Origin of the sequence: Bradyrhizobium archetypum, from assembly GCF_013114835.1 — a bacterium.
GTDB lineage: Bacteria > Pseudomonadota > Alphaproteobacteria > Rhizobiales > Xanthobacteraceae > Bradyrhizobium > Bradyrhizobium archetypum.
In genome coordinates this window covers 980966-1000373 of record NZ_JAAVLW010000001.1, presented here as the reverse complement: position 1 = coordinate 1000373, position 19408 = coordinate 980966, and the positions used below count along the sequence as shown (strand labels likewise).

Annotated in this window: 17 protein-coding genes; 13 read left to right on the top strand and 4 right to left on the bottom strand. The window is 63.4% G+C overall.

Annotated elements, in window-relative coordinates:
* The first annotated feature begins 59 nt into the window (after positions 1-59).
* Entirely contained in the window at positions 60-1568 is a 1509-nt protein-coding gene (locus HCN50_RS04405; protein WP_171708359.1) for a glycosyltransferase family 39 protein, read from the top strand.
* Positions 1569-1603: 35 nt separating this feature from the next.
* Here the strand turns inward: HCN50_RS04405 and HCN50_RS04400 are convergent, their stop codons facing one another.
* Entirely contained in the window at positions 1604-2434 is an 831-nt protein-coding gene (locus HCN50_RS04400) for a uracil-DNA glycosylase (protein ID WP_171708358.1), read from the bottom strand.
* Between the two features lie 127 nt (positions 2435-2561).
* Here HCN50_RS04400 and HCN50_RS04395 point away from each other — a divergent pair, with 127 nt between their 5' ends.
* From HCN50_RS04395 to HCN50_RS04385, 3 genes are all read left to right on the top strand, one after another.
* Entirely contained in the window at positions 2562-4220 is a 1659-nt protein-coding gene (locus HCN50_RS04395; RefSeq protein WP_171708357.1) for an electron transfer flavoprotein-ubiquinone oxidoreductase, read from the top strand.
* 266 nt (positions 4221-4486) lie between these two features.
* Positions 4487-6268 (top strand): tetratricopeptide repeat protein, encoded by a 1782-nt coding sequence (locus HCN50_RS04390; RefSeq protein WP_171708356.1) that lies wholly within the window; start codon positions 4487-4489, stop codon positions 6266-6268.
* A 26-nt stretch (positions 6269-6294) separates the two neighbouring features.
* Positions 6295-7179: a 4-(cytidine 5'-diphospho)-2-C-methyl-D-erythritol kinase gene (locus tag HCN50_RS04385; protein ID WP_171708355.1), complete on the top strand. Its 885-nt coding sequence runs from the start codon at positions 6295-6297 to the stop codon at positions 7177-7179.
* Here the strand turns inward: HCN50_RS04385 and HCN50_RS04380 are convergent.
* Positions 7176-7805: a LysE family translocator gene (locus HCN50_RS04380; protein WP_171708354.1), complete on the bottom strand. Its 630-nt coding sequence runs from the start codon at positions 7803-7805 to the stop codon at positions 7176-7178. The genes HCN50_RS04385 and HCN50_RS04380 overlap by 4 nt on opposite strands.
* Before the next feature lie 113 nt (positions 7806-7918).
* The gene (locus tag HCN50_RS04375; RefSeq protein WP_171708353.1) at positions 7919-8929 is read right to left on the bottom strand and encodes a polyprenyl synthetase family protein; all 1011 of its coding nucleotides are present in this window, start codon (positions 8927-8929) and stop codon (positions 7919-7921) included.
* A gap of 132 nt (positions 8930-9061) precedes the next feature.
* Here HCN50_RS04375 and HCN50_RS04370 point away from each other — a divergent pair, with 132 nt between their 5' ends.
* From HCN50_RS04370 to HCN50_RS04340, 7 genes are all read left to right on the top strand, one after another.
* Positions 9062-9289, top strand: coding sequence for a putative signal transducing protein (locus HCN50_RS04370; RefSeq protein ID WP_065744676.1), 228 nt, complete (start codon positions 9062-9064; stop codon positions 9287-9289).
* Positions 9282-10049: a tRNA1(Val) (adenine(37)-N6)-methyltransferase gene (locus HCN50_RS04365; RefSeq protein WP_171708352.1), complete on the top strand. Its 768-nt coding sequence runs from the start codon at positions 9282-9284 to the stop codon at positions 10047-10049. Before HCN50_RS04370 ends, HCN50_RS04365 begins: the two co-directional genes overlap by 8 nt.
* Positions 10050-10310: 261 nt before the next feature.
* Positions 10311-11222 (top strand): S49 family peptidase, encoded by a 912-nt coding sequence (locus HCN50_RS04360; protein WP_171708351.1) that lies wholly within the window; start codon positions 10311-10313, stop codon positions 11220-11222.
* 111 nt (positions 11223-11333) lie between these two features.
* A complete protein-coding gene (locus HCN50_RS04355) occupies positions 11334-11525 on the top strand; it encodes a hypothetical protein (protein WP_171708446.1) in 192 nt (63 codons plus the stop codon).
* Between the two features lie 227 nt (positions 11526-11752).
* On the top strand, positions 11753-12688 hold the full coding sequence (locus HCN50_RS04350; RefSeq protein ID WP_171708350.1) for a glycine--tRNA ligase subunit alpha: 936 nt from the start codon (positions 11753-11755) through the stop codon (positions 12686-12688).
* Complete coding sequence (glyS, locus tag HCN50_RS04345) at positions 12688-14787, top strand: glycine--tRNA ligase subunit beta (RefSeq protein ID WP_171708349.1); 2100 nt, start codon at positions 12688-12690, stop codon at positions 14785-14787. The genes HCN50_RS04350 and glyS overlap by 1 nt, the downstream gene beginning before the upstream one ends.
* 2 nt (positions 14788-14789) lie before the next feature.
* Positions 14790-15392: a class I SAM-dependent methyltransferase gene (locus HCN50_RS04340; protein WP_171708348.1), complete on the top strand. Its 603-nt coding sequence runs from the start codon at positions 14790-14792 to the stop codon at positions 15390-15392.
* Between the two features lie 227 nt (positions 15393-15619).
* On the opposite strand, the gene HCN50_RS04335 is transcribed toward HCN50_RS04340, so the two are convergent.
* The gene (locus HCN50_RS04335; protein ID WP_171708347.1) at positions 15620-15982 is read right to left on the bottom strand and encodes a DUF1236 domain-containing protein; all 363 of its coding nucleotides are present in this window, start codon (positions 15980-15982) and stop codon (positions 15620-15622) included.
* Positions 15983-16215: 233 nt separating this feature from the next.
* Between HCN50_RS04335 and HCN50_RS04330 the strand changes: the two genes are divergently transcribed.
* Together HCN50_RS04330 and ppdK are read left to right on the top strand one after the other, a co-directional pair.
* Positions 16216-16371, top strand: a complete 156-nt coding sequence (locus HCN50_RS04330) for a DUF3096 domain-containing protein (RefSeq protein ID WP_171708346.1) — start codon at positions 16216-16218, stop codon at positions 16369-16371.
* Positions 16372-16463: 92 nt separating this feature from the next.
* Positions 16464-19352 (top strand): pyruvate, phosphate dikinase, encoded by a 2889-nt coding sequence (gene ppdK, locus HCN50_RS04325; protein ID WP_171708345.1) that lies wholly within the window; start codon positions 16464-16466, stop codon positions 19350-19352.
* The last annotated feature ends 56 nt before the right edge of the window (positions 19353-19408 follow it).

Genomic DNA, 19408 nt, shown 5'->3' with positions numbered 1-19408 from the left:
CGGCTCGGGGGACAGAGCTTGGGGGACAGGGCCGCCAGGCCCGGGCATTCGGACGTTTCATGCGCTTCACCTCGCTCGTTGTCGAATTGATCCGCGCGCGGCCGCGGCTGGTGGTCTGGCTTGTGGTGCTGATCCAGGCCGCGCTTTGGCTGATCCTGCCGATGCTGCTCTACCGCAGCCCACCCGGCGATCTTGCGATCACGCTGGCGTTCGGCCGGGAATACCAGGTCGGAACCTGGCTCGGGCCGCCGCTGGCGTTCTGGCTCGCCGACATCGCCTTCCGCGCCGCCGGCAACACCATGTTCGGCGTCTATCTCCTGGCGCAGGCCTGCGCCGTCGGCACCTTCTGGATCTACTATCAACTGGCTCGCGCCATCGTCGGCGGGCAGCAGGCGGTGCTCGCGGTGCTGCTCTCGATGACGGTCGTCGCCTTCTCTTCGCCCGGCGTCGAGTTCGGCCCGCTGGTGCTGGCGCGCCCGCTTTGGGCGCTGCTTCTGCTGCATTCCTGGCAATTGATCGGCCAGAACCGGCACAACGCATGGTTCGCCTGGTCGATCGAGGCCGGGCTTTTGCTGCTGACGACGCCGGCCGCGCCCGGATTGTTGCTGCTGCTCGTCGGATTTGCCGCTGCCACCGCGCGCGGGCGGCGCGTATTGATGTCGCTCGATCCGCTCTATGCGCTGCTCGTGATCGTGGTCCTGGTGTTGCCCTATCTGATCTGGCTGCTCCGCGCCGACGCGCTTTCGATGCCGCCATGGCCCGCGATTTCCGATCTCGGCGCGCGCGTCCTGCAGTGGGGGTGGCTGCTCGTCGGCCTCGTGCTGGCGATGTCGGCCATCGTGCTGCTGGCGATCCTCAACTCGGGCTGGTTCGCCCGCAACGCTGACGACGCGCCGATCATCTATCGGCCGCCGGTCGATCCGCTGGCGCGCGACTTCGTCTACTTCTTCGCGCTGGCGCCGGCCCTGCTCGGAAGCCTGATTGCGGGCATCTTCAATCTCGATCATGTCGCGGGCGGGGCGGGTGTTGCGTTGCTGATGTCGGGGCTCGCCGTGATCGTGGCGAGCGGCGACTTGATCCATTTGCGGCGCCAGCGCCTGTTGCGAACGGTCTGGGCGGGGGCGGTTGTCGCGCCTGCGGTGGCAGTGGTTGCAACGATCCTGTTCCTGCCGTGGACCGGGGCGAACGAAGTGCCGACCTCGCTGCCGGCGAAAGCCATCGCGCAGTTCTTCGGCGACAATTTCGAACGCCGAACCAACCAGCGCCTGCGCGCGGTGGCCGGCGATCCGCAACTGGCGAGCTTCGTCGCGATGAGCCGCGGGCGCCCGCATTTGTTGCTTGATGCGACGCCGGAACGGACCCCCTGGCTATCGGTTGCGAAGTTCAATGAGACCGGCGGCGTCGTGGTCTGGCGCGCCTCGGATACATCAGGCGCGCCGCCGCCCGACATCGCGCAACGCTTTCCGGGCCTGGTTCCGGAAGTGCCGCGCGTCTTCGAATGGATGGTGAACGGCCGGCAGCCCTTGTTGCGCATCGGCTGGGCCATCGTGCGGCCGAAGGCGCAGTAGTCGGATCCCGTGTCCCGGACGCGAGCTAGTTTAGACTAATTCGCTTGCTCCAGCGCCTTCGCAATTGCGCGCAGGTCTTGCCAGGACATTCGCTTGTAGGACGGGGAGCGCAACAAATAGGCCGGGTGGAACGTCGCCATGGCGCGGATGGTGCGGGTGCCGGTATCGTAGTCGAACCACCTGCCGCGCGTCTTCATGATGCCTTCGCGGGTCGACAGCAGCGTTTGCGTGGAGGGGTTGCCGAGCGTCACCAGCACGTCGGGGTTCACGAGTTCGATCTGCCGCTGGATGAACGGCAGGCAGATTTGCGTCTCCTGCGGCGTTGGGGTCCGGTTCCCGGGCGGCCGCCAGGGGATCACGTTGGCGATGTAGGCCTTGCTGCGGTCGAGCCCGATCGCCGCGATCATCCGGTCGAGCAGCTTGCCGGAACGGCCGACGAACGGCAGCCCCTCGATGTCCTCGTCGCGCCCGGGCGCTTCGCCGACAAACATGATGCGGGCCTGCGGATTGCCGTCGGCAAACACCAGCCGCGTCGCGGTGTTTCGCAGCGCACAGCCCTCGAAAGTTTCCAGGAGCGCGCGCAGCGCTTCCAGCGTCGGCGCGCTTCGCGCCGCTTCGCGGGCGGAAGCGATCGCGACTTCGGGTGCGGGCGCGATTTCACTGCGGGAAACGGCAGGTGCCGCCACGGGCATGTCCCGGGCTGGGCGAGGTGGTGCGCTCTCGCGCGCCACGATCGCGGCGGGCGGCGCATCCGGTTCGGCGAGGCGGTCCACCGGCTCCTCGGCCAACGCGCAATCGACCCCGGCCTCCAGATAAAAGGCCAGCAATTGCCGGACATTAGGGGCAGGTTCGGGGATGAAATCCATTATGCCAATCTAGGATGGATCGGGCGGATGCGAAACGCCTTACATTGCATTTCCGTGGTTGTCCTCCCCGCAAAAATCGTAAACAAGGACGCTTTAGAGCCGTTCTCAATTGGGCTGAGACCAGATCATGAGTGCAGAAGAGCTTCCTCCTCGCGAATCCATGGAATTCGACGTCGTGATCGTCGGCGCCGGGCCGTCTGGCCTCGCTGCGGCGATCCGGCTGAAGCAGCTCAATGCCGATCTCAGCATCGTTGTGGTGGAGAAGGGGTCCGAGGTCGGCGCGCACATCCTGTCGGGCGCGGTGATCGATCCGGTTTCCCTCGATCGGCTGATTCCGGACTGGCGCGAGGACGCGGATTGCCCGCTGAAGACGCAGGTCAAGGACGACCGCTTCTACTGGACCACTGCAACCAGCGCGATCCGGCTGCCGAACTTCATGATGCCGCCGCTGATGGACAATCATCACTGCTATATCGGCTCGCTCGGCAACGTGTGTCGCTGGCTGGCGCCGAAGGCCGAGGCGCTCGGCGTCGAAATCTATCCCGGCTTTGCCGCAGTCGAAGTGCTGTACGACGACAACGGCGCGGTGCGCGGCATCGCGACCGGCGACATGGGCATTGCGCGGGACGGCAGCCACAAGGACTCCTACACCCGTGGCATGGAACTGCTCGGCAAATACACGCTGTTCGCCGAAGGCGCGCGCGGCAGCCTGAGCAAGCAGTTGATCGCCAAATACTCGCTCGACGCCAAGAGCGAGCCGTCGAAATTCGGCATCGGGTTGAAGGAAGTCTGGGAGATCGATCCTGCCAAGCATCAGAAAGGGCTGATCCAGCATTCGTTCGGCTGGCCGCTCAACAATTCGACCGGCGGCGGCTCGTTCCTCTACCACTATGACGACAACAAGGTGGCGGTCGGTTTCGTCGTGCATCTCAATTACGACGATCCGTATCTGTCGCCGTTCGACGAATTCCAGCGCTTCAAGACGCATCCCGCCATCCGCACCGTGTTCGAAGGCGGCAGGCGCATCTCCTATGGCGCGCGCGCGATTACCGAGGGCGGCTATCAGTCGGTGCCGCGCCTGAGCTTCCCGGGCGGCGCGCTGATCGGCTGCGCGGCAGGTTTCGTCAACGTGCCGCGCATCAAGGGCGTGCACAACGCGATGGGCAGCGGCATGCTCGCCGCCGAACATGTTGCCGCCGCGCTCGCCGCCGGCCGCGCCAATGACGAACTGGCCGAATACGAAAACGCGTGGCGGCATTCCGCGGTGGGCCGCGACCTGCACAAGGTTCGCAACGTCAAGCCGCTATGGTCGAAGTTCGGCACCATCATCGGCGTGGCGCTCGGCGGCTTCGATATGTGGTGCAACACACTCGGCTTCTCGCTGTTCGGAACCCAATCGCACGGCAAGCCCGACCGCAAGACGCTGGATGCGGCGAAGCAGCACACCCCGATCGTCTATCCCAAGCCGGACGGCAAGCTCACCTTCGACAAGCTGTCCTCGGTGTTCCTCTCGAATACCAATCATGAAGAGGATCAGCCGGTCCATCTCAAGGTCGCCGACATGAACCTGCAGAAGACATCGGAGTACGATGTCTATGCCGGTCCGTCGAACCGCTACTGCCCGGCGGGCGTTTATGAGTGGGTCGAGGAGGCCTCCGGTCCGCGCTTCCAGATCAACGCCCAGAACTGCGTCCACTGCAAAACCTGCGACGTGAAGGACCCGAATGGCAATATCACCTGGGTTCCACCGGAGGGTGGTGGCGGACCGAACTACCAGGGTATGTAGCGAGGCGGTACAGACCACGATTGCGTGAGCCGGAGGAGGGTGATACCGCCTCCGGTCACGATACCGCCACAGTAAAAGCGTTACCGGGTTGAGCTGGCTAAATCGGAGCCCTAAGGGCCTAATCTGCCAATCGATTCGCCAACCCGTATCCTTGCGGTTGAGGGCCAAAAGCGGCATTGTCGCTGCCCAAGATGCCGCCGCTTGGGTTTGCATTAGAGACCGATCGTAACGATCCCGCCGTACATCCTGGAGCTAGGCGAACCGTGATGCTTTTCACTCGTATGAATCGTTGGACCCTCGCTGCAATTACCTTCGCTGCACTGGCCGCACCGGCTGCGGTCTCGGCGCAGACGCCGGACCATCCAGCCGATAGCGCTGCGCAATTCCCCACCAAGGCCGATCTGAAATCGTTGACGACGGCGGGCAGCTATCTTGCCGCGCGGCATGCAAGCGTTGAGCGTGACGCTGCCTCGGCTGCGGCATTCTATCGCTCCGCGCTGCGCACCGATCCGAAGAACAACGAACTTTTGGACCGTGCCTTCATCTCCTCGCTCGCCGACGGCGATATCGATGAGGCGGTCAAGCTCGCCGATCGCATCCTGACCATGGACAAGGCCAACCGCGTCGCGCGGCTGGTGGTCGGCGTCCGCGATCTCAAGCAGAAGAAATACGCGGCCGCCCAGCTCAACATCAACCAGTCGATCCGCGGACCGATCACCGATCTCGTGGCGACGCTGCTGTCGGGATGGGCGAGCTACGGCGCGGGCGATGCCAAGGCGGCAGTTGCCAATATCGACAAGCTGACCGGCCCGGAATGGTATCCGATCTTCAAGGATCTCCACACCGGCATGATCCTGGAGATCTCGGGCAAGGACAAGGATGCCGGCGCGCGGTTCGAACGCGCCTACAAGCTCGACGATTCGATGCTGCGCGTTTCCGACGCCTATGCGCGGTGGCTGTCGCGCAACAAGGATGGGGCGGCGGCCGCCGCCATTTACGAGACGTTCGACAAGAAGGTGCCGCGGCATCCGCTGGTGCAGGAAGGCCTGCGCGAGACGAAGGCCGGCAAGAAGATGTCGCCGCTAGTGGATTCGGCGCAAGCCGGCGCGGCGGAGGCGCTCTACGGCATCGGCGCCACGTTGACCCGCCGCGGCGGTGAGGATCTGGCGCTGGTCTATCTGCAGCTCGCGCTCTATCTGCAGCCCAATCATCCGCTGGCGCTGTTGTCGCTCGCCGACCTCTACGAGTCCGTGAAGAAGCCTCAGATGGCGATCAAGGTCTACGAGCGTATGCCGGCCAGTTCGCCGCTCAAGCGCAACGCCCAGATCCAGCTCGCCACCAATCTCGACGCCGCGGACCGCAGCGAAGAAGCGATCAAGATCCTCAAGGCCGTCATCACGGAAGCGCCGAAGGATATCGAAGCCATCATGGCGCTCGGCAACATCGAGCGCGGCCGCAAGAAGTTCAACGATTGCGCCACAACCTATACGCTCGCGATCGACGCCATGCCCGGGGTGACGGACAAGAACACCTGGGTCACCTATTATTATCGCGGCATTTGCGAGGAGCGTTCCAAGCAGTGGAGCAAGGCCGAGGCCGACATGCGCAAGGCGCTGGAACTGCAGCCCGAGCAGCCGCACGTCCTGAACTATCTCGGCTATTCCTGGATCGATCAGGGCATCAATCTCGATGAAGGCATGAAGATGATCCGGCGCGCCGTCGACCAGCGCCCCGACGACGGCTACATCGTGGATTCGCTCGGCTGGGCGTTTTACCGGATCGGCAATTTTGAGGACGCGGTAAAGAATCTCGAGCGCGCGATCGATCTCAAGCCCGAGGATCCGACCATCAACGACCATCTCGGCGATGCCTATTGGCGCGTCGGGCGAACGCTGGAAGCCAAATTCCAGTGGGCCCACGCCCGCGACCTCAAGCCCGAGGCGGAAGAATTGCCGAAGATCGAAGCCAAGATTGCCAACGGTCTGCCCGATGACACTTCCTCCGCGGCTTCCGCTGACAAGAAGAAAGAAGACGGCAAAGGTGGCTGACGGAAGGACCTTGGGGCTATTCGGCAATGCCGGCATTGAGTGACGAGGCACGCGCCAAGGTCAATCTGACCTTGCAGGTAAATGGCCGTCGTGCCGATGGCTATCACGATCTCGAAAGCGTGGTGGCGTTTGCCGATTGCGCCGACCGGCTGACCCTGACGCCGGGGTCGGATCTGGATTTGAAAATGTTGGGACCGCTGGCGCAGGCTTGTGGCGAGACCTCGGACAATCTGGTGCTCAAGGCCGCGCGCCTCCTGGCGGAGCGTCTGCCCGGCATGAAGGCCGGCAGCTTTACACTCGAAAAGATCCTGCCGGTGGCAGCCGGGATCGGCGGAGGCTCGGCCGATGCCGCGGCGGCGCTGCGGCTGCTTGCTCAGTTGAACCGGCTTGCACTCGACGATCCCCGCATCATCGAGGTCGCGCAATTGACCGGCGCGGACGTGCCGGTCTGCGTCAACTCTCGCTGCTGCGTTATGACCGGCGTCGGCGAAACATTGCAGCCGCTTAATCTGCCCAAGATGCCCTGCGTCATGGTCAATCCCGGCGTTGCCGTTGCGACCCGCGACGTTTTCAACGCGCTCGGCTTGCGCAATGGCGAATTATTGGTCGGCGTCGCCGACGTGCTGCTGAAGGACCGCTGGCCCGATGAGAGGGCATCGCTCGAAGATTGGGTTGAAGCGCTGGCCGCCAGCTCCAACGACCTGGAAGCGCCCGCCATGCGCGTCCAGCCGGTGATCGGCGAAGTCATCGCCGCGCTCAACGCGACCAACGGTGCGTGGCTGGCGCGGATGTCCGGATCGGGCGCCACCTGCTTTGCGATCTACGAGAACACCGCCGAAGCCGGCCGCGCGGCGGAGCAGATCCGGCGCGATCACCCCGGATGGTGGGTGCATGCGGGCACGCTGAGTTAGCTTGCCGGCCGCCGCGCCAGCGCTAGCGAAATACCAAGCCCTGCGATGAACATTCCCGAGCCTTGCCGCAATTGTTGAAGCAGGTTCGGCCTGCGCGTGAGACTATCGCGCGCGGTCGCGGCCATCATCACCACGATGATATCGACAAGCGTGTTTAGCGCGACCGAGATCAGGCCCAATGCCATGAACTGGAGCGCCGGATAGCCGCCCGCCGGGTCAAGGAATTGCGGGATGAAGGCCAGGAAGAAGGCCGCGGTCTTCGGGTTCAGCGCTTCGACGAGTACGCCTTCCCGAAACGCTCGTCGTGAGCTGACCGCGACGACCTGTTTCGGCAGCAGATCGCGCGCATCGCGAAATGTCTTGATGCCGAGCCAGATCAAATAGAGCGCGCCCGCGAATTTGAGTGCGGTGAAGAGCTCGGCGCTGGCAAGAATGATGGCGGAGACGCCGAGCCCGCCAGCGATCACATGCACGAGCCCGCCGAGCGCAGTCCCGAACGTCGACGCAATGCCGGCGCCCTTGCCGCCCGACAGCGTACGTGCGGCGACGTAAAAGATGCCAGGCCCGGGGACGGCGGCGACGAGAAGCGCGGCCAGGAGAAACAATGTGAAATTAGTGCCGTTCATTCAATCGGCCTCGCAGGGTGGGCAAAAGCGGAGCGGGCCCACCAAAGCATCTCTTCAAAATAGGTGAAATTGGCGGGCACGGTGCAAGAGCGCCTTTGCGCACCCTACGGAGCTCAATGCGACCTCGCCAGACAGAACGCCACGACCTGTTCGAGTGCGGTCTTCATCGGCGAGGCCGGGAACAGCGCCAGCGCGTCGACGGCCATTGCGCCGTAATGCTGGGCGCGGCTGATTGTGTCTTCCAGCGCGCGGTGCTTGGTCATCAGGCCGATCGCATGGTCGAGGTCGCTGTCGCCGATCTCGCCGCGCTCCAGCGCCTTGATCCAGAACTTGCGCTCGCCGTCATTGCCGCGGCGGAAGGCCAGCACTACCGGCAGCGTGATCTTGCCCTCGCGGAAATCGTCGCCGATGTTCTTGCCGAGCTTCGCGGCCTTGCCGCCATAGTCCAGCACATCGTCGACGAGCTGGAACGCGATGCCGAGATTCATGCCGACCGATCGGCAGGCGGTCTGTTCGGCCTTAGGCCGGTTGGCGATCACGGGTCCGACCTCGCAGGCGGCGGCGAACAGTTCGGCGGTCTTGCCTCTGATCACCGCGAGGTATTCGTCCTCGGTGGTCGCGGTGTTCTTGGCGGCCGCAAGCTGCATCACTTCGCCCTCGGCGATGGTGGCCGCGGCGGAAGAGAGAATGTCCAGCGCCCGCAGCGAGCCGACCTCGACCATCATGCGAAAGGCCTGGCCGAGCAGGAAGTCGCCGACCAGGACGCTCGCCTCGTTGCCCCACAGCATCCGCGCCGACAGCTTGCCGCGACGCAATTCGCTCTCGTCGACTACGTCGTCATGCAACAGCGTCGCGGTGTGCATAAACTCGACCGCGGCGGCGAGCTTGATATGGCCGTCGCCGGAGTAATTGGAGAGCTGGGCCATTGCCAGCGTCAGCATCGGCCGCAGACGTTTTCCCCCGGACGAGATCAGGTGGTTGGCCACTTCCGGAATCATCGTGACTTCCGACCCTGTCCGCGACAGGATCGTGGCATTGACCCGCTCCATATCGGCGGCAACGAGCCCGACCAGCGCATCTATCGAGGCGTTCGACGGGCTTTCGAAGGGTACAATAACCGCCACGCGGGTCTCCAATTTTGGCCAATTCGCACTATCCTTATTCTACAATAGAAAGTGCCGGCAATCGCGGCAAGGGCACGTAGCGGTTGACAGACCCCGCGCCGACGTCGCACGGGGCAAAAAGGAGAGCATCAGTTGCGGGAATTGGTCAGGACCAACGATATCGTGCTGGTGTCCGCAATCGGCGCACTGCTCGACGGCGCCAATATCCACCATCTGGTGCTGGATCAGAACATGAGCGTCATCGAGGGATCGCTCGGCATCCTGCCGCGGCGTATTCTGGTGCATGAGGACGACAACCGCGCGGCCCGCCAGTTGCTGGCCGAGGCGGGCCTGGCTCATGAATTGCGCCCCGATGACTGACCCCGTTCTCGAGCTCACTGAGGACGCCTTTCTCGGCGGGCAATTGCGTCTGAAGCAACTGAAATCAGGACATCGCGCCGGTCACGATGCGGTGCTGCTGGCGGCCGCGACCGCGGCCCGTGCCGGGGACCGAGTGGCCGATCTCGGCGCGGGCGTCGGGGCTGCGGGGCTAGCGGTTGCCAGGCGCGTGACCAGTGTTGATCTCGTTCTGGTTGAAATGGATGCAGCGCTGGCTGGCCTTGCGCGGGTCAATGCGGAGGCGAATGCGATTCAAGCCGAAGTGATTGTGCTCGACGTCGAAGCGGATGCCACAGCCTTTGCCGCCGCCGGACTTAAGCCCGACAGCGTCGATGCGGTGCTGATGAATCCGCCCTTCAACGATCCGGCGCGGCATCGCGCCTCGCCGGATGTGGCGCGCGGGACCGCGCATATGGCCACCGCAACGACCCTTCTGAAATGGATTCATGCGGCGCGCCGCATTCTCAAATCAAGGGGAGTTCTGACGCTGATCTGGCGCGCCGATGGAATTGCCGAGGTGCTCTCCGCGCTAGATCACGGTTTCGGGAGCCTGCAGGTGCTGCCGGTTCACGGCGACGCCCGGGGACCCGCCAATCGCATCCTGGTTCGCGCCACCAAGGGGGGTCGCGCGCCGACGCAAATCCATCCCGCCCTGATGCTCAATGACGAGCAGGGCGTTCCCAATGAAAGGATGCAGGAGGTTCTGTCAGGGAAGGGGAGCTTGCCGCTCGCGAACCCGTAAAAATGGCTCGAACGCCAAATTCTGGACCAGGACGCTATTACGGAAGCGTCTCTGACTGTTGTTTGGGCGCCGATGTAAAGTGAATCGCGGCCAGAAGGCTGCCGATGAGCATTATCAGCAGGTAGATTTTCATGTCAGTCTCCGCTGCGCCATTGCAGCTTTAAGATCTGCAATGCAAAAGGCGTTCCCGGCCCAAAAGGGGCGTTTCGGCCTATGCAATGACACTGGTGCGATAAAAAATGGTTAATTCGAGGTAACGGCATGAGTGAACAATTAAGTGATCGCAAGGGATTGCCGAGCCTCATTGACTGGGTGAAACAACTCATTCCGGCGAAATTCCGCCGCGACATTCCTGTCGTCCCGGTCGTACGCCTGTCGGGAGTCATCGGCGCGGTGACGCCGCTGCGGCCGGGTCTGACACTGGCGGGCACCGCCAGGACACTGGAACGCGCCTTTGCCACCCGGCATGCCAAGGCGGTGGCGCTGGTGATCAATTCGCCTGGCGGCTCGCCGGTGCAATCGCGGCAGATCTATTTGCGGATCAGGCAGCTTGCCGCTGAAAAGAAGCTGCCGGTGCTGGTGTTCGTCGAGGACGTCGCGGCATCCGGCGGCTACATGATCGCCTGCGCCGGCGACGAGATATTTTGCGATCCGTCCTCGATCCTGGGCTCGATCGGCGTGATCGGCGGCAGTTTCGGCTTTCAGGACTTGATCAAGCGGATCGGCGTCGAGCGGCGGCTCTATACGGCGGGCGACCACAAGGCGATGCTCGATCCATTCCTGCCCGAGGACCCCGATGACGTGGCGCGCCTCAAGGCGCTTCAGCGCGAGATCCACGCCATCTTTATTGCGCTAGTCAAGGGCAGCCGCGGCGCGCGGCTGAAGGGTGCCGATGACGTCCTGTTCACGGGCGAATATTGGGCGGGCGAGCGGTCGGTGTCGCTCGGCCTTGCCGACAAGATCGGCGATCTTCGCTCGACGCTGCGCGAGCGCTTTGGCGAGAAGGTGCTGACGCCGGTCATCGCGCCGTCAACCGGGCTGCTGTCCGGGCTCCTGGGTCGGAGGTCGCCGGGGGCGGGCTCGCTGGCCGCATTCGACGGAATCGGGGCATGGCCGGATGAACTGATTTCCGCCCTTGAGACGAGGGCGATTTGGGCCAAATTCGGGTTTTGAGAGCGGAATGGCCCGCGCCATTTAGTCCCAAAAGCGCAATTGCGGCGCAGGCCGGCTTGGGCGAGAATGCCAGCCATTGGGGGCTGACACGTGAACGACAAGGATCGACCGATGCCGCCGCTGATCGCATTCGCGGGTGCCCTGGGTGGGCTTGCCGTGGTCCGATGGGCCTACAAGACCGCCGTCCGCATCAACCGGGAACTGGAAGAGGCGCGTCTGGCACGCGTCGCCGAGTCCACCCGGACGGCCGATATTCCGACATTGCGACGCGACCCGGTCACCGGGGCTTACCGACCGGGCTAGCCTCCGGCCCTCATCTTGAGGAGCGGGCGCAAGCCCGCGTCTCGAAGGATGGCCGCATGATCGGGGGCTCATGGTTCTCCCGGCGATGCGAAGCATCGTCCGGAGACGCGCGGCGCTGCCGCGCTCCTCACCATGAGGAACATAGGGGCCCATCGCCTTGATTCCCCGTCCCTACGTCGATACGGTCCCGCGCGCTTAAACCCCCCTTCGCGAGACCGATTCTGCCGATGGACGCTTTGCCTGCCCATATGCGCCCGGAACGTTCGTTCCAGGGCTTCATCCTTGCTCTCCAGCGGTTCTGGGCGGAGCAGGGCTGCGTGATCCTGCAGCCTTACGACATGGAAATGGGGGCCGGCACCTTTCATCCCGCCACCACCTTGCGTGCGCTGGGGCCGAAGCGCTGGAACGCCGCCTATGTGCAGCCCTCGCGCCGGCCGAAGGACGGCCGTTACGGCGAGAACCCCAACCGATTGCAGCACTACTATCAGTTTCAGGTGATCATGAAGCCATCACCGTCGAACCTTCAGGATTTGTACCTGAAGTCGCTCGCTGCGATCGGCATCGATTCCAGCGTCCATGACATCCGCTTCGTCGAGGACGATTGGGAAAGCCCGACGCTCGGCGCGTGGGGCCTTGGCTGGGAGTGCTGGTGCGACGGCATGGAAGTCAGCCAGTTCACCTATTTCCAGCAGGTCGCGGGCGTCGAATGCTCACCCGTCTCCGGCGAGCTCACCTACGGGCTCGAGCGCCTTGCAATGTATGTGCAGGGCGTCGACCGCGTCTACGATCTCAACTTCAACGGCCGCGAGGGAGCCGAGAAGGTCACCTATGGCGACGTCTTCCTGCAGGCTGAGCAGGAATATTCCCGGCACAATTTCGAGCACGCAGATACCGCGATGCTGTTCGAGCAGTTCAGGATGGCGGAAGAGGCTTGCCGGAAATATCTCGCCGCCGGCTGGCGAGAGGGTGGCAACCAGAAGGAACATCTGATGGCGCTGCCGGCCTACGACCAGTGCATCAAGGCGAGCCACGTCTTCAACCTGCTGGATGCCCGCGGCGTGATCTCGGTGACGGAGCGGCAGAGCTACATCATGCGCGTGCGCGAGCTGGCGAAAGCCTGCGGCGAAGCCTGGATTCACACCGAAACGGGCAGGGCGGCCTGATGCCTGATCTTCTCCTCGAACTGTTCTCCGAAGAGATCCCCGCCCGCATGCAGGCGAAGGCGGCGGACGACCTGCGCCGCATGGTCACTGACAAGCTGGTTGCCGAGGGCCTGGTTTATGAAGGTGCGAAAGCCTTCGCGACGCCGCGCCGGCTGGCGCTTACCGTGCACGGCATTCCCACGCGGCAATCCGACCTGAAGGAAGAGCGGCGCGGCCCGCGCGTCGGCGGCCCTGATGCCGCGATCCAGGGGTTTTTGAAAGCGACCGGCCTTGCACGGATCGAAGACGCCAAGATCCAGACCGATCCGAAGAAGGGCGATTTCTACATCGCGCTGATCGAAAAGCCGGGCCGCGCCACCATCGACGTGCTTGCTGAAATCCTGCCGGTCATCATCAGAACCTTCCCGTGGCCGAAATCGATGCGCTGGGGCGCACGATCGGCCAAATCGGGCTCGCTCTCCTGGGTGCGCCCGCTGCATTCGATCATCGCGACCTTCGGCCTGGAGACCGAGGAGCCTGACGTGGTGAAATTCACGGTCGACGGCATCGAGGCCGGACAAACCACGTTTGGCCACCGCTTCATGGCGCCCGCGGCGATCTCCGTGCGCCGCTTCGAGGACTACGAGGCCAAGCTGAAGGCCGCCAAAGTCGTGCTCGATCCGCAGGCGCGCAAGGACGCCATCCTCAGCGACGCCCAGCAACTGGCGTTCGCGCAAGGTTTTGAGCTGGTCGAGGACCAGGGGCTCCTGGACGAGGTCGCCGGCCTCGTCGAATGGCCGGTCGCGCTGATGGGATCGTTCGATGCGGAATTCTTGTCGATCCCGGACGAAGTGATCCGCGCCACCATCCGCAATAACCAGAAATGCTTTGTGGTGCGCGATCCCAAGACGGGCAAGCTCGCCAACAAGTTCATCCTCACCGCCAACATCGACGCCGCTGACGGCGGCAAGGTGATCGTATCAGGCAACGAGCGCGTGATCCGCGCGCGGCTGAGCGATGCGAAATTCTTCTACGAGACGGACCTGAAGACCAAGCTCGAGAGCCGGCTGCCGAAGTTCGACCAGATTGTTTTCCACGAGAAGCTCGGCACGCAGGCCGAGCGGATCAAGCGTATCGAGCGGCTGGCGGCGGAGATCGCGCCGCTGGTCGGCGCCGATGAGGAGAAGGCAAAGCGCGCCGCGCATCTGGCAAAGGCTGATCTGTTGACCGAAGTCGTCGGCGAATTCCCGGAGCTGCAGGGCCTGATGGGGAAGTATTACGCGCAGGCGCAGGGTGAAGACGACGTCGTCGCCGCTGCAAGCGAAGAGCACTACAAGCCGCAAGGGCCGGCGGATCGCGTGCCGTCCGATCCGGTGAGCGTAGCGGTCGCGCTGGCCGACAAACTTGATACACTGGCTGGATTTTGGGCGATCGATGAAAAGCCGACGGGCAGCAAGGATCCGTACGCGCTGCGTCGCGCAGCGCTCGGTGTCATCAGGCTGATCGTTGACAACACGCTCCGCCTGCCGATCTTGAATGCGGCGAAGTCGGCCATGGTTGGTCTGCCGAAAAAAGGCGACGCTCAAAAGCTTCCGGATGATCTCCTCTCCTTCTTCGCCGACCGCTTAAAAGTTCAGCTTCGCGACCAGGGCGCGCGGCACGATCTCGTCGACGCGGTGTTTTCGCTCGGCGGCCAGGACGATCTCCTGTTGGTCGTCCGCCGGGTCGAGGCGCTCGGCAAGTTCCTCGACAGCGACGACGGCAAGAACCTGCTTGCAGGGACCAAGCGTGCGAGTAACATCCTCTCGATCGAGGAGAAGCGGGACAAGCGCACGTTCGACGGTGCGGCGGATGCGGGGCTCTACAATCTGCCCGAGGAGAAAGCGCTCGCCAAGGCGATCGACGAGGTCAAGAGCGAGGCCTCCGCCGCGGTGCAGAAGGAAGACTTCGCCGCCGCGATGAGTGTGATGGCCAAGCTGCGTCCGGCAGTCGACGCGTTCTTTGACAAGGTCAAGGTCAATGACGATGAACCCAAGGTGCGCGAGAATCGACTAAAACTTCTGAATGAAATCCGCGCGGCGACCCGCGCGGTGGCGGACTTTTCGAAGATCGAAGGCTAATCATGGATCGACAGACGCTCGCCGCTTACGATGATCATGCGGCGGCGTTCGCGCAGGACTGGCTCGGTCAGCCAGCTCCCGTCGACTTGCAGGAGATCGTCGAGCGGTTTTTCGTGCGTGGCGGCAATTCCGCCGATATCGGTTGCGGCTGCGGCCGCGAGACCGCCTGGCTTCATGCCCATGGCTTTTCGGCCGTGGGTTTCGACGCCTCGGAAGGCCTGCTCAACGAAGCGCGCCGGCGATATCCCTCGATCAAGTTCGCGCGTGCCGAGTTGCCCGATCTGAACGGCATCGGTACGTTCGACAACGTGCTCTGTGAAACCGTGATCATGCATCTCGACCACGATGAGATTGCGGCGTCGGTTCGCCGTCTGCTCGACGTTGTCAAGCCCAGCGGCATTCTCTATCTGAGTTGGCGCGTCACCGAGGGCGCCGACCAGCGCGATGCGCAGGGACGGCTTTATGCCGCGTTCGACCCGGCCGTCGTGCTGGCGGAGCTGAAATCCGCGGCCGTGTTGCTCGACGAAGAGGTCGTCAGCGCCTCATCGGGCAAGAAGATTCATCGCCTCGTGGTGAAGAAGCCGGGATTGGAAATTCGCGAGTAGGGTGGCCAAGACACGCTTGCGCCGTGCCCACCATCTCTCCAAAACGTTGCTTTGAATGGTGGGCACGCTTCGCTTTGCCCATCCTACGGCACCGCGTGCCGGACACGATTGTTTACCGGCAAAACAAAACCCCACCCGGAGGGGACGCCGGGCGGGGTTTGAGTCCGGTCGTATCTCGCGCACATCCGCTTGCGCGGCGCCCGGACTAATCGTTCAGGCTACTGAGGTCAATCGACCACCTGAACGATGCGACGCGAACGCGGTTCAACCAGTATCGTCTGGCCGTTCACGACGGTGTAACGATACGGCGTCACGCCGAACGTTTGCGGCACGTCGTAGTAGGTTACACCGGTCTCCGGCAATACCCCGCCGACGACCACGCGTTCGGGAATCGTGTAGTTCGGCACGCGTTCGCGCACGATATATTCGCGGAAGGCCGGACGCACGTCGGCCGCGATCCCTTCATGTTCACCGATCACAACCGTATTACCGCCGACTGTACCGGTGGTGATTGTGGTCTGCGCCTGTGCCGCGATCGGGGCAGCCACCGCGCCGGCAATCGCCGCAATGGCAAGCAGTCTGTTCCGCATGATCAACTCCTTCGCGAGAAGCAGCGCCGGCTTTGCACCGGCGCACACAATGCGGGCCAATTCATCGCGTGCGGCATTGTTCCGGAAAACTGCGGCCTCATCCAAGGCATTTCTGGGGAATTGTTGCGGAGGCTGGAACCCATTGAAGCCGTAAGCGTCTTGCTATTCCGGAAACCGCGCCAGCGGTTAAGTTGCTCCCCTCGATTCGATTCCCCCATCAGCCGGAGACTTCAATGACCATCACCGCCGCGCACGTGCCTGCGATCGTCGCTCTTGTTGCGGGTATCTTCATTTTGATCATGCCGCGGCTGCTGAATTATATCGTAGCCATCTACCTGATTTTCGTAGGCCTGGTCGGTCTCGGCGTGCTCAAGATGTTCCGGTTTTAGCGCAGGAAAGCGGGGTTTCGCGGCTTGCGCGGAACCCCTCAAAATGGTGTAAGGCGCGCATCTTTCTCCCCTTTTTCGGATAGCTGGAATCCATGGCCAAAGCCGTCGCGAAGTCCAAGAAGGCTGCAGTGAAATCTGCAGCGAAATCAAAGCCATCGGCGCGAAAATCCGCTGCCGCTCCTTCCGCACGCAAGGCGCTGACGAAGGCGCCGGCCAAGCCGATTGCCAAGGCCGCGCCTGCCAACAAGGCCAAGCCTGCCAAGAAGCCCGCGGTTACCAGGCCCGCCGCAGAGGCGGTAAAATCCGGCAAGTGGGTCTATACCTTTGGCGACGGCAAGGCCGAGGGCAAAGCGGGGCTGCGCGACCTGCTCGGCGGCAAGGGTGCCAATCTCGCCGAAATGGCCAATCTCGGCCTGCCGGTGCCTCCGGGCTTCACCATTCCGACCTCGGTCTGCACCTATTTCTATGCGCACGACAAATCCTATCCGCCGGCGCTGAAGCCGCAGGTCGAGAAGGCGCTCGAGTATGTCGGCAAGCTGACCGGCAAGGCGTTCGGCGATTCCAAGAATCCGCTGCTGGTGTCGGTCCGCTCCGGCGGCCGCGCCTCGATGCCGGGCATGATGGACACCGTGCTCAATCTCGGCCTCAACGACAAAACGGTCGAGGCGCTTGCCGAACTCTCCGGCGACCGGCGCTTCGCCTATGACAGCTATCGCCGCTTCATCACGATGTATTCGGACGTGGTGCTCGGCTTCGAGCATCATCACTTCGAGGACATCCTCGACACCTTCAAGGACAGCCAGGGCTACACGCTCGACACCGATCTCTCCGGCGACGACTGGGTCGACCTGGTCGGCAAGTACAAGGAAGCGGTGGCGCGCGAGACCGGCAAGGATTTCCCGCAGGATCCGCACGAGCAATTGTGGGGCGCAATCGGCGCGGTGTTTTCATCCTGGATGAACGCGCGCGCGGTGACCTACCGCAGGCTGCACGATATTCCGGAATCCTGGGGCACTGCCGTCAACGTGCAGGCCATGGTGTTCGGCAATATGGGCGAGACCTCGGCCACTGGTGTTGCCTTCACGCGCAATCCTTCGACCGGCGAGAGCAAGCTCTACGGCGAATTCCTGATCAACGCGCAGGGCGAGGACGTGGTGGCGGGCATTCGCACGCCGCAGGACATCACCGAAGCCGCGCGCCAGGAATCCGGCTCTGACAAGCCGTCAATGGAAACGGCGATGCCGGAGGCGTTCAAGGAGCTGACGCGCATCTACACGATGCTCGAAAAGCACTACCGCGACATGCAGGACATGGAATTCACGGTCGAGCAGGGCAAGTTGTGGATGCTGCAGACCCGCGGCGGCAAGCGCACCGCAAAGGCGGCGCTGCGTATCGCGGTCGAGCTCGCCAACGAAGGCCTGATCTCGAAGAAGGATGCAGTGATGCGGATCGATCCGGCTTCGCTGGATCAGTTGCTGCACCCGACCATCGATCCCGCTGCCAAGCGCGACGTGATTGCCACTGGCCTGCCGGCCTCGCCCGGCGCGGCATCCGGCGAGATCGTGTTCTCGTCCGACGAAGCCGCCAAACTTCAGGCCGACGGCCGCAGCGTCATTCTGGTGCGCATCGAGACCAGTCCGGAAGACATTCACGGCATGCACGCCGCAGAGGGCATTCTCACCACCCGCGGCGGCATGACCTCGCATGCCGCGGTGGTCGCGCGCGGCATGGGCAAGCCCTGCGTCTCCGGCTGCGGCGCCATTCGCGTCGATTACGGCCGCGGCACCATGAGTGTCGGCTCCCGTACCTTCAAGACCGGCGACGTCATCACCATCGATGGTTCACTCGGGCAGGTGCTGGCCGGCAAGATGCCGATGATCGAGCCGAAACTGTCAGGAGAATTCGGCACCCTGATGGGCTGGGCCGACGCCGTCCGCAAGCTTGGCGTCCGCGTCAACGGCGACACGCCCGATGATGCGCGCACGGCGGTCAAGTTCGGCGCCGAGGGCATCGGCCTGTGCCGCACCGAGCACATGTTCTTTGAGGAGACCCGCATCCGCACCGTGCGCGAGATGATTCTTTCCGAAGACGAGCAGTCGCGCCGCGCGGCATTGTCAAAACTGTTGCCGATGCAGCGCGCCGACTTTGTCGAGCTGTTCGAGATCATGAAGGGCCTGCCCGTCACGATCCGCCTGCTCGATCCGCCGCTGCACGAGTTCCTGCCGCACACCCAACACGAGATCGAGGAAGTCGCGCGTGCGATGAACACCGATCCGCGCAAGCTCGCCGATCGCGCCCGTGATCTCGCCGAGTTCAATCCGATGCTAGGCTTCCGCGGCTGCCGTCTTGCGATTGCCTATCCGGAGATCGCCGAGATGCAGGCGCGCGCGATCTTCGAAGCGGCAGTTGAAGCCGAGAAGCGCACCGGCAGGGCCGTCGGTCTCGAGGTGATGGTGCCGTTGATTGCGACCAAGGCCGAATTCGATCTGGTCAAGGCGCGGATCGACGCCACCGCTCAGTCGGTGATGAAGGAGACCGGCAAGAAGCTGGCCTATCAAGTTGGTACTATGATTGAGCTTCCGCGCGCGTGCCTGATGGCCGGCGACGTCGCCCAGACCGCGGAGTTCTTCTCCTTCGGCACCAACGACCTGACCCAGACCACCTACGGCATCAGCCGCGACGACGCCGCAAGCTTCCTCGGCACCTATGTCAGCAAGGGCATCCTGGAGATCGATCCGTTTATCTCGGTCGATCGCGATGGCGTCGGTGAGCTCGTGAAGATCGGCGTCGCCCGCGGTCGCAAGACGCGGCCCAGCCTCAAGGTCGGCATTTGCGGTGAGCATGGCGGCGATCCGGCTTCGGTGGCGTTCTGCCACGAGATCGGTCTCGACTACGTCTCCTGCTCACCCTATCGCGTGCCGATTGCCCGCCTCGCCGCGGCGCAGGCCGCGCTCGGCAAGAAGATCGAGAGCCAGGCGTAGAATTTCGATACGATAACCGACTAGACGTGATGCCCGGGCTTTGTCCCGGGCATTTT

What these genes read in the sequence shown, in the direction of transcription:
- HCN50_RS04405 (WP_171708359.1), top strand. Translation starts at nt 60, where the DNA reads ATGCGCTTCACCTCGCTCGTTGTCGAATTGATCCGCGCGCGGCCGCGG.
- HCN50_RS04400 (WP_171708358.1), bottom strand. Translation starts at nt 2,434, where the DNA reads ATGGATTTCATCCCCGAACCTGCCCCTAATGTCCGGCAATTGCTGGCC.
- HCN50_RS04395 (WP_171708357.1), top strand. Translation starts at nt 2,562, where the DNA reads ATGAGTGCAGAAGAGCTTCCTCCTCGCGAATCCATGGAATTCGACGTC.
- HCN50_RS04390 (WP_171708356.1), top strand. Translation starts at nt 4,487, where the DNA reads ATGCTTTTCACTCGTATGAATCGTTGGACCCTCGCTGCAATTACCTTC.
- HCN50_RS04385 (WP_171708355.1), top strand. Translation starts at nt 6,295, where the DNA reads ATGCCGGCATTGAGTGACGAGGCACGCGCCAAGGTCAATCTGACCTTG.
- HCN50_RS04380 (WP_171708354.1), bottom strand. Translation starts at nt 7,805, where the DNA reads ATGAACGGCACTAATTTCACATTGTTTCTCCTGGCCGCGCTTCTCGTC.
- HCN50_RS04365 (WP_171708352.1), top strand. Translation starts at nt 9,282, where the DNA reads ATGACTGACCCCGTTCTCGAGCTCACTGAGGACGCCTTTCTCGGCGGG.
- HCN50_RS04360 (WP_171708351.1), top strand. Translation starts at nt 10,311, where the DNA reads ATGAGTGAACAATTAAGTGATCGCAAGGGATTGCCGAGCCTCATTGAC.
- HCN50_RS04355 (WP_171708446.1), top strand. Translation starts at nt 11,334, where the DNA reads ATGCCGCCGCTGATCGCATTCGCGGGTGCCCTGGGTGGGCTTGCCGTG.
- HCN50_RS04350 (WP_171708350.1), top strand. Translation starts at nt 11,753, where the DNA reads ATGGACGCTTTGCCTGCCCATATGCGCCCGGAACGTTCGTTCCAGGGC.
- glyS (WP_171708349.1), top strand. Translation starts at nt 12,688, where the DNA reads ATGCCTGATCTTCTCCTCGAACTGTTCTCCGAAGAGATCCCCGCCCGC.
- HCN50_RS04340 (WP_171708348.1), top strand. Translation starts at nt 14,790, where the DNA reads ATGGATCGACAGACGCTCGCCGCTTACGATGATCATGCGGCGGCGTTC.
- HCN50_RS04335 (WP_171708347.1), bottom strand. Translation starts at nt 15,982, where the DNA reads ATGCGGAACAGACTGCTTGCCATTGCGGCGATTGCCGGCGCGGTGGCT.
- HCN50_RS04330 (WP_171708346.1), top strand. Translation starts at nt 16,216, where the DNA reads ATGACCATCACCGCCGCGCACGTGCCTGCGATCGTCGCTCTTGTTGCG.
- ppdK (WP_171708345.1), top strand. Translation starts at nt 16,464, where the DNA reads ATGGCCAAAGCCGTCGCGAAGTCCAAGAAGGCTGCAGTGAAATCTGCA.